Below are 7,901 nucleotides of genomic sequence, written 5' to 3'. Positions count from 1 at the left end.
AAATTCTGCTTTTCTTACACAGAGGGGACAGCTTCCGAAACTCGAAGTACAGAGTTTCGGAAGCTGTCCCCTCTGTGTAAGAAAAGCAGAATGTCCCTATGTCCTCACGGCGTTCGCGACGAAGGCGCGGATCTTCGCGTGGTCCTTGGCGCCGGGGGTTGCGCGCGTGCCCGAGTTGGCGTCGACGCCGAACGGACGGACACGCGCAATCGCCTCGGCGACGTTGTCCGGGTTCAGGCCGCCGGCGAGGATCACCGGTTTCACCATGCTCAGGGCGATCCGCGCGCTGATCGACCAGTCGTGCGTCTTGCCGGTCCCGCCGATGCGGCCGCGGGCCTTCGTGTCGAGGAGGATGGCATCCGCCACGCGCGCGGCGGCCGAGGCCGCGGCGATCGCTTCTTCCCCGGTGACGTGGACGCATTTCACGATCGATGCGAACGGCACCGCCTCGCGGAGCGCCGGGATGGCGACGAGGGGAAAGTCGCCGTGGAGCTGAACGGCGGTCGCCGTCGATTCGCGCACGAGGTCGGCGACCTCGGCGAGCGTCGTCTTGTGCGTGACGAGGACGCGCGCGACGAACGGCGGCAGGACGGAGAACAACGCGCGCGCCGCGGCGGCCGTCACCTGCTCCGGCGACGGCCGGTCGAGCCCGACGAGGCAGCCGACGGCATCGGCTCCCGCATCGGCGGCGGCGAGGGCGTCCTCGACCCGGCAGATTCCGCAGACCTTCACGCGCATGGGCCCGCTACCCTCGCACAGGGGCGGTCGTTCCGTCCATCGCCAAAGACGCCACAAAACGGGGGCCGCGTCGACAAAAAGACCGGCATGCTGGTATAACCCCCCGGCTTCCTGCCTTCCGGGGGGAAAGCGTAGGGCGCTGAAGCGTTCGCCGTTCGGCGGGCGGCCAACCCCTCCAAAACTCGATCCCGTCCGCGAGAGCGGGCGGGGCTATGTGGCTGCACGCGAGCCGAGGAGAGAGGTGGAGATGATCACGAAGGGATGGATGCGAGGGCTCGTCGCCCTCATACCGATGGCGATGATCGCCATCGCTCTGGCGGCGCCGCTGCCGGCGCTGGCGCAGGAGCACGCGGGCGGAGAGGCGAACCTCCACTTGCCGGACCTCGGCACCGTGAGCTTCTTCGGTGGGACGAACGGCCGGACGCTGCTCATGGTCGGCCTCGTCGTCTCGGCGCTGGGCCTCGGCTTCGGCCTGATGATCTACACCCAGCTCAAGAACATGCCCGTCCACAAGTCGATGCTCGAGATCTCGGAGCTCATCTACGAGACCTGCAAGACGTACCTGACGCAGCAGGGCAAGTTCCTCATGATCCTCGAGCTGTTCATCGGCGCGATCATCTTCATCTACTTCTTCTTCCTGCAGCACTTCTCGTTGGGCCGTACGGTCATCATCCTGCTCTTCAGCCTCATCGGCATCGCAGGCAGCTACGGCGTCGCGTGGTTCGGCATCCGGATCAACACGTTCGCGAACTCGCGGACGGCGTTCGCGTCGCTCCGCGGCAAGCCCTACCCCTGCTACGCGATCCCGCTCAAGGCGGGGATGTCGATCGGCATGGCGCTCATCTCGGTCGAGCTGTTCATCATGCTCTGCATCCTCCTCTTCGTTCCCGGCGAGTACGCGGGCCCTTGCTTCATCGGCTTCGCGATCGGGGAGTCGCTCGGCGCGGCGGCGCTGCGCATCGCGGGCGGCATCTTCACGAAGATCGCCGACATCGGCGCCGACCTCATGAAGGTCGTCTTCAAGATCAAGGAAGACGACGCCCGCAACCCCGGCGTCATCGCCGACTGCACCGGGGACAACGCGGGCGACTCGGTCGGGCCCTCGGCAGACGGATTCGAGACCTACGGCGTTACCGGCGTGGCGCTCATCTCGTTCATCCTGCTCGCCGTCAAGGAGCCGACGGTCCAGGTCCAGCTCCTCGTCTGGATCTTCACCATGCGCGTCATGATGATCATCGCCTCCGGCCTCTCGTACTTCGTCAACGAGGCGCTGGCCAAGGGGCAGTACGAGAAGGCCGACAAGATGAACTACGAGGCGCCGCTCACGCGTCTCGTGTGGCTCACCTCGATCGTCTCGGTCGTCCTGACCTACATCGTCTCGTACCTGATGATCCCGAACCTCGGCGACGGAACGCTCTGGTGGAAGCTGTCGACCGTGATCACGTGCGGCACCCTCGCCGGCGCGATCATCCCCGAGCTCGTCAAGGTGTTCACGTCGGTCGAGTCGGCCCACGTCCACGAGGTGGTGACGTCGTCCCGCGAGGGGGGCGCGTCGCTCAACATCCTGTCCGGCCTCGTCGCCGGGAACTTCAGCGCCTACTGGCTCGGTCTCGCGATCATGGCGCTCATGGGGATCGCCTACCTCGTCGGCGCCACGGCCATTTCCGGCCTCATGATCGCGCCCGCGGTCTTCTGCTTCGGTCTGGTGGCGTTCGGGTTTCTCGGGATGGGCCCGGTCACGATCGCGGTCGACTCTTACGGACCGGTGACCGACAACGCCCAGTCGGTCTTTGAGCTGTCGGTCATCGAGCAGATCCCCGGGATCAAGGACGAGCTCAAGAAGACTCACGGGTTCGACGTCAACTTCGAGCGCGCCAAGCACCTCCTCGAGGAGAACGACGGCGCCGGCAACACCTTCAAGGCGACGGCGAAGCCCGTGCTCATCGGCACGGCGGTCGTCGGCGCGACCACGATGATCTTCTCGATCATCGTCGCGCTCACCCACGGCCTCACGGAGAACCTCGAGAAGCTCTCGATGCTCCACCCGCCGTTCCTGCTCGGCCTCATCTCGGGCGGGGCGATGATCTACTGGTTCACCGGCGCGTCCATCCAGGCGGTGACCACCGGCGCCTACCGGGCGGTCGAGTTCATCAAGCGGAACATCAAGCTCGAAGGGGCCACGAAGGCCTCGGTGGCCGACTCGAAGAAGGTCGTCGAGATCTGCACGCAGTACGCGCAGAAGGGGATGTTCAACATCTTCCTGGCGGTCTTCTTCGCGACCCTCGCCTTCGCCTTCGTCGAGCCGTACTTCTTCATCGGCTACCTGATCTCGATCGCGCTCTTCGGCCTCTATCAGGCGATCTTCATGGCGAACGCCGGCGGCGCCTGGGACAACGCGAAGAAGATCGTCGAGGTCGAGCTCAAGGAGAAGGGGACCGAGCTCCACGCGGCGACCGTCGTCGGCGACACCGTCGGCGACCCCTTCAAGGACACGTCGTCGGTCGCCATGAACCCGATCATCAAGTTCACGACCCTCTTCGGCCTCTTGGCCGTCGAGCTGGCCGTGAGCGTCAGCTCCCAGAACCTGATGCTGACGCACGTCCTCGCGGCGGCCTTCCTCGCCGTCTCGGTCGTCTTCGTCTGGCGGTCGTTCTATGGGATGAGGATCCAGACCGGCAAGGCGTAGGACGGTTCATCCATGTCAGGGGGACGGCCGCCTCTCGTTAGGCGGCCGTTCTGTTTATCGGACCGCGAAGACGACGTTTTTTGCCGGCCGGCTGCTGCGGACGGTTACGCAGCTTTTCCCACACGATCCGGGCGGTACACCGTAAATTCCAGCGGTTGCGGGAGAACTGAATTCCGGATTGTCGGGGGTTTGTCGATGACCAAGGGTCGCGTCTTGCTCTTGATCCCTCTCCTCGTCTGGATCTCTGCGTCCGCGCGGGCGGCCGAAGGCGTTCACAAGATCGTCGCGCCGCCGGGACTGCTGGACGAGCGAGCGCAGGGCCTGAAAGTCATTGCCGACTACGGCTCCTACCGCGTCTACGAGATCTCCGATGCGGCGTACGCGGGGCTCTCGGGCGATCGCCGCGAGAAGATCGCCGTCCGCGACGACATGGACGTCATCCAGCTCGACGCCTACCGTCTCGATACGCGCTCCGCGGTCATCAAGATCCCGCCGGCGCTGACCGCGGGACCGGCCGCGGGCCGCGCGCTCCAGCTCGTTCAGTTCGTCGGCCCGGTGAAGCAGGAGTGGCTCGACGAGCTGTCGGCCGCCGGCATTCGTCCGGTCCAGTACATCGAGAGCAACGCGTACCTGGTCTTGGCGGACGCCGAGGGACGTCAGATCCTCGATCGCTTCGCCGCCGAGAAGGCGTTTCTCCAGTACAGCGGTTCGTACCATCCTTACTTCAAGCTCGGCCCGACCCTTCGAGGGCCGCTCTCGCAGCCCGTCACGCAGGATCGCCTCGTGCCGGTCGTCATCCAGATCGTCCAGGCCGAAACGAACGCCGCGACCGTCCAGGCGATCGAGTCCGCCGCGGCCTCGATCGACTCCGAGTGGGAGTCGGTGCTCACCTACCGCAACCTCCACATGACCGTGCCCCTCTCGCGCATCGCGGGCCTCTCCGCTCTGCCGGACGTGACCTGGGTCGGCGAGCGCCTGGCGATCACGCGCGACGACGAGGTCCAGGACCAGCTCGTCGGCGGTCATCTCAACGCCGCAAAGACCGGACCCTCGGCGACGGGTTACAAGGCGTTCCTCGACGGCAAGGGCTTCTCGAACGACCCGACCCTCTACCCGATCGTCGGCCTGTCCGACGACGGGGTCGGGAACGGCTCCGTGACGAACGGCGCCGGCGACCCGACGCTCACGAAGCTCGCGGACGGTGTGACGACGCGCCTGTCGTTCATCGGCAACTGCTCGACGGAGACTTCCGGCAACAGTCTCGGCGGTCACGGCCACATCAACGCGAGCGTCATCGGCGGCTACGACGTGCGCTCCGGGAGTCCTTACCGGGACTCGAACGGCTACCAGCTCGGCATGGGCGTGAACCCGTACGGCCGGATGGGAATGACCAAGATCTTCACCAACACCGGGGGCTACAGCGTCCCCAACTGCGGCGGCAACGACTCGGGGGTCATCGCCGCGACCTACAACAGCGGCGCGCGCATCAGCAACAACTCGTGGAGCTGCGAGGGGTGCTCCGACACGTACGACGCCGCCTCGCAAACCTACGACGCCCGCACGCGCGACGCGCTTCCGGGCACGGCGGGGAACCAGCAGTATCTGTTCGTCTTCTCCGCCGGAAACGTCGGTCCCGGACCGACGACCGTCGGATCTCCCAGCAACGGAAAGAACGTGATCGCCGTCGGCGCGTCCGAGAACTTCCGGACGGGATGGACCGACGGTTGCAACGTGACCACCACGGACGCGGATAACGCCATGGACATCGCGGCGACGTCGAGCCGCGGCCCGTCCCCGGGCGGGCGAGCGAAGCCCGACCTGGTCGCCCCCGGCACCCACGTCCAGGGGACCGCCAGCCCCGACCCCGGCTATACCGGCCTGGACGTCTGCGATCCGTACATGCCGACGCAGGGGAACCAGCACGTCTTCGCCGCGTCCTCGGGGACCAGCATCGCCGCACCGGCGGTGTCCGGCGCCGCATCGCTCGAATACCGCTGGCTCCAGACGCACTACCTGTCGGCGATCCCGAGCCCGGCGCTCTCGAAGGCCTATTTGATGGCGCACACGACCTACCTGACCGGCGCCGGCGCCAACGACACGCTGCCCAGCAATTCCCAGGGGACGGGGATGCCCAACCTCGACATGGCTTTCGACACGACGTCGCGCTTCCTGCTCGATCAGTCGGTCATCCTCGACAACAGCGGACAGCAGTGGGTCTTCCACGGCACCGTCGCCGATCCCACGAAGCCGGTGCGCATCGTCATGGCCTACACCGACGCCCCCGGCTCGATCGGGACCAGCCCACAGGTCAACAACCTCGACTTGCAGGCGAACGTCAACGGCACGATCTACAACGGAAACGTCTTCTCCGGGCAGTACAGCGTGACGGGCGGCGCGCCCGATCCCGCCAACAACGTGGAGTCGGTCTTCCTTCCCGCGGGCACGTCCGGACCGGTGACGCTCACCGTGACCGGTTTCAACATCGCGGGTGACGGCGTCCCCGGCACCGGTGACGCGACCGACCAGGACTTCGCGCTCGTCTGCTACAACTGCGCGACCTGCGCGGCGACGATCACCCCCGATCGCAACGCCTACGGCTGCGCCTCGACGATGAACGTCGTGCTCGCCGACAGCGATCTCAAGAACGCCGGCACCCAGACGATCACGGTCAATTCGACGGTGGAGACGACCGCGGAGAACATCACGCTCACCGAGAGCCCGGCGGGGTCCGGAACCTTCGTCGGATCGTTCCCGACGTACGGCGGTGCCCCGGTGCACGGCGACGGGAAGATCTCGGTCGCGAACGGCGGGACGGTGACCTTCAGCTACCTCGACGCCTCGGCCTGCGGAACGCCCAACGTCACGGTGAACAAGGTCGTGCCGATCGATTGCGCCGCGCCGTCGATCTCGAACGTCCAGACCGTCAACATCACCGGCCAGACCGTGTCCGTGACCTGGACGACGAACGAGTCGACCGACGGCAGCGTGACCTATGGGGCGGCGCCGCCGCCTCCGGGAATCGTCACGCCCGTCAACCCCACGCTCACCACGAGCCACAGCATTCCGATCACCGGTCTCTCGCCGTGCTCGACGTACGACTACGCGGTGACCTCGGCGGACGCCGCAGCGAACGCGACCGTCGCCAACAACGCGGGCGGCTTTTATTTCTTCACGACCCTCGACAACGTGCAGCCGAACTACAACTACCCCGGACCGCCCGTCTCGATCCCCGACAACAGCACCACCGGGGCGAGCGCGACCGTCAACGTTCCCGACAACAAGTCGATCCTGGACGTGAACGTCACGATCGGCTCGCTGACGCACACGTACGACAACGACCTGGAAATCCATCTCATCGGGCCGGACAGCACCGACGTCATCCTGTCGAACCGGAACGGGGGAAGCGGCAACAACTACACGAACACCGTCTTCGACGATGCCGCGACGACGGCCATCGCGCTGGGGCTCCCGCCGTTCACCGGCAGCTACAAGCCCGACAACCCGCTCTCCGCTTTCAACGGAAAGAACGCGCTCGGGGCGTGGCGGCTGTTCGTCAGGGACCTCAATGCCGGCGACGTGGGGATGATCAACAACTGGACCCTGAATCTCACCTACCCGCAGACGGCGTGCGCGTCGCACGCGCGGTACAACACGAACACGACGACGATCGACTCGTGCAACACCGGCGGAGGCAACGGCAACGGGGTCTGGGAGCCGGGTGAGCAGGAGACGTTCAAGATCAACGTCGCCAGCGACGGAACGAGCGGAGTCACCGGCGTTTCCGCGGTCCTGACGGCGACGAGTCCCGGAGTGACGATCGTGAGCGGAACGGCGACCTACCCGAACATTCCGGCGGGGACGAACGCGGATTCGAACGCGCCGAATTTCACGGTCAAGCTGTCGTCGAGCCTGACGTGCGGTTCGAGCGTCTCGTTCCTCCTCACCGTCAAGACGAACGAGGGCTCCTGGGTCAGCACCTTCAGCCACACGATCGGGCAAGTGTCGGGAGGCTGCACCATGGTCGCCTGCCCCGCGGCCGAGAAGCCGGTGAACCGCCTCTTCGGCGCGCGCGGGAACACGAACGGCACGACGATCTTCCTCTCGTGGGATGACGCGGGGTGCGCGTCGACCGGCTATCACATGCTCTACGGGAATCTCGCGACCGTCTCGACCTATGCGCTCGGCGGCTCGCTGTGCGCCCTCAACACGGCGGGCTCCTCCACGTGGAGCAACGTCCCCGCCGGCAGTCTCTGGTACGTCGTCGTCTCGGACGACGCGGGTGTGACCGAGGGAAGCTGGGGGCCCGGCGTCGCGGGCGGTGAGCGCAACGGCGGCGCAGCTTCCGGTCAGTGCGGGTTCACCGCGAGGAGCAACACGGCCACCTGTCCCTAGGCCCGTTCACAGTCGACAGTTCACAGCGGCCGCTCCGGAAGGGGCGGCCGTTTTCTTATGCGCCGGGTCGCCGTCAACGTCTTCC

At 66.2% G+C, this 7,901-nt stretch carries 3 protein-coding genes; 2 read left to right on the top strand and 1 reads right to left on the bottom strand.

All coding sequences use genetic code 11. The annotated features are described in order from the left end of the window. Window positions 1–96: 96 nt before the first annotated feature. On the bottom strand, window positions 97–738 hold the full coding sequence (locus VFV19_00755; protein HEX4822819.1) for a phosphoribosylanthranilate isomerase: 642 nt from the start codon (window positions 736–738) through the stop codon (window positions 97–99). A 247-nt stretch (window positions 739–985) separates the two neighbouring features. Between VFV19_00755 and VFV19_00750 the strand changes: the two genes are divergently transcribed. Both VFV19_00750 and VFV19_00745 read left to right on the top strand, forming a co-directional pair. Next, entirely contained in the window at window positions 986–3,424 is a 2,439-nt protein-coding gene (locus VFV19_00750) for a sodium-translocating pyrophosphatase (protein HEX4822818.1), read from the top strand. Window positions 3,425–3,619: 195 nt separating this feature from the next. Continuing rightward, entirely contained in the window at window positions 3,620–7,816 is a 4,197-nt protein-coding gene (locus VFV19_00745) for a S8 family serine peptidase (protein ID HEX4822817.1), read from the top strand. Window positions 7,817–7,901: the final 85 nt, after the last annotated feature.

This window comes from Candidatus Polarisedimenticolaceae bacterium (assembly GCA_036275915.1).
In the GTDB taxonomy this organism is placed as follows: domain Bacteria; phylum Acidobacteriota; class Polarisedimenticolia; order Polarisedimenticolales; family DASRJG01; genus DASRJG01.
Note: the sequence above shows the minus strand (reverse complement) of the source record. Positions and strands in the feature narration are given on the sequence as shown.